Source organism: Candidatus Glomeribacter gigasporarum BEG34, assembly GCF_000227585.1.
GTDB classification, from domain to species: domain Bacteria; phylum Pseudomonadota; class Gammaproteobacteria; order Burkholderiales; family Burkholderiaceae; genus Glomeribacter; species Glomeribacter gigasporarum_B.
Map to the genome: position 1 here is coordinate 1 of NZ_CAFB01000002.1, position 1,524 is coordinate 1,524.

Annotated in this window: 1 protein-coding gene and 1 pseudogene; both read right to left on the reverse strand. The window is 51.0% G+C overall.

The window, feature by feature from the left end:
• Positions 1–64: 64 nt before the first annotated feature.
• A pseudogene (locus tag CAGGBEG34_RS00010) lies at positions 65–463 on the reverse strand (DUF4411 family protein); the annotation flags it as partial.
• Positions 464–533: 70 nt separating this feature from the next.
• Positions 534–1,524, reverse strand: a 991-nt coding sequence (locus CAGGBEG34_RS00015; protein ID WP_042686969.1) for an ImmA/IrrE family metallo-endopeptidase, incomplete at its 5' end; no start/stop codon positions are given.

Genomic DNA, 1,524 nt, shown 5'->3' on the forward strand with positions numbered 1-1,524 from the left:
GCACATTCGAATAGCCCCATACTCAATTCACGGGCAGCGCATAAGTCAGTGAGATCAGCATCCACTAGCGGAAAACGGCCCTTGATCGCCGTATATATTGGATAAAGTCAATACACGGCACAGCGACTCCAACCATCGAACATACGGCCGGTATTTTTCTTTTCGGGGCTATAGCTGGCGGTATGTTCTGCCGCCTCTCATTTGAGACCAGCTCGTACCCATGAGCGCGAGCGGTAGCAATAATGAGTAGATCATTCTCGCCTACGCCCCCTGACTTATACTGGTCATCTACGATTCCGAGTAGCGTCTTAATACGCATCGCATCCTGCACAATCACATTCGTTACGCTTAATTGCTCTAAATTTTCCTTCACCAGCCATTTGCTGCAGTCAGTATCCTTTGCATAAACCTCCGCATACGCTACCGCAGGCATCCTCAGTCTTCTTGCCTGAATCTCGACCGCTCTCCATGTCCATTATCCAGGAAATTGATCGATGGGATAATGATCCCAAGCATGGATCATGGAAGAGGCATCAAACACCTGCATAGTAGCGTTCCAGTTGATGCAGGTCATTGATCTTCAAACCATCCAAATAATGGCTCGCTTTTGCCAGGGTGATATATTGGCCATGAAGCGCATCCAATACGGTGCGCGCAAATGTGTTGCCGAAAATGTGCGAGGGTTCTCTGTGGCGGTACTTCCGGCTGCCCCCCTTTTGTTCAGAAATAGTCTGGGTAGACCGCCATGCTCGGTAAGCGGCATATTGCGCTTGGGGTAATCGGTCTGTGTCAAGCAATCGCCGCAATATGACTTCGGTGCTCACTCCCCATGTTTTCCGAAGCGCCTTTAACCACTCATCGAACTCGGAGATCTGCCGTGGACGCTCTCCATCTTTCACCTGGACGAGAAACGTTTCAGGCACAAGCAGATGTCCAGCGAATGCGTTCGCGTCCCTTTCGTCACCTTGATGAGACTGCATATCGTTCTCATCGTCAATCGAGCTGCTCCGATGTAACAGCAAATGCCCCAGCTCGTGCATGAGGGTGAAGGATTGCTGGGATTCCGAATCCTGCTTTCTGACCACGATGACGGGGCAATCACGGTCATACAGGCTAAAGCCCAGAATCAGGCTCTTTTTGGCAATCTGCCATTTGCCGTTGTATCCATTGCTACGGAATACCAGTACACCGCGCGCTTCTACCGCTGCCCTATAACTATCAAATGTATTGTTCTGCGCAAGCCCCAGCCATTGGCGGGCAATATGGGCTGCTTTGGAAGGGTGATCGCGCGGCAGCTCTGGCGCTTTAAATCGAGGTAAATCTACGTTGTCCAAATCTTCGCGAAGGCTTAGATATATTTCGCGCTGTCTCTCAACACGCTCGATCAGCAGCTTCAGCTTGCCCGTGAGTTCAGGTTTTTGATTTGCCAAGGTACGGAAAGCGGGGGTATGGACCTGGGTTGCGTCGACTGGCCCTGGCTCCAGAAAGAAAAGCACGCCTCGGCCAAAGAAACTTGCGATCTTG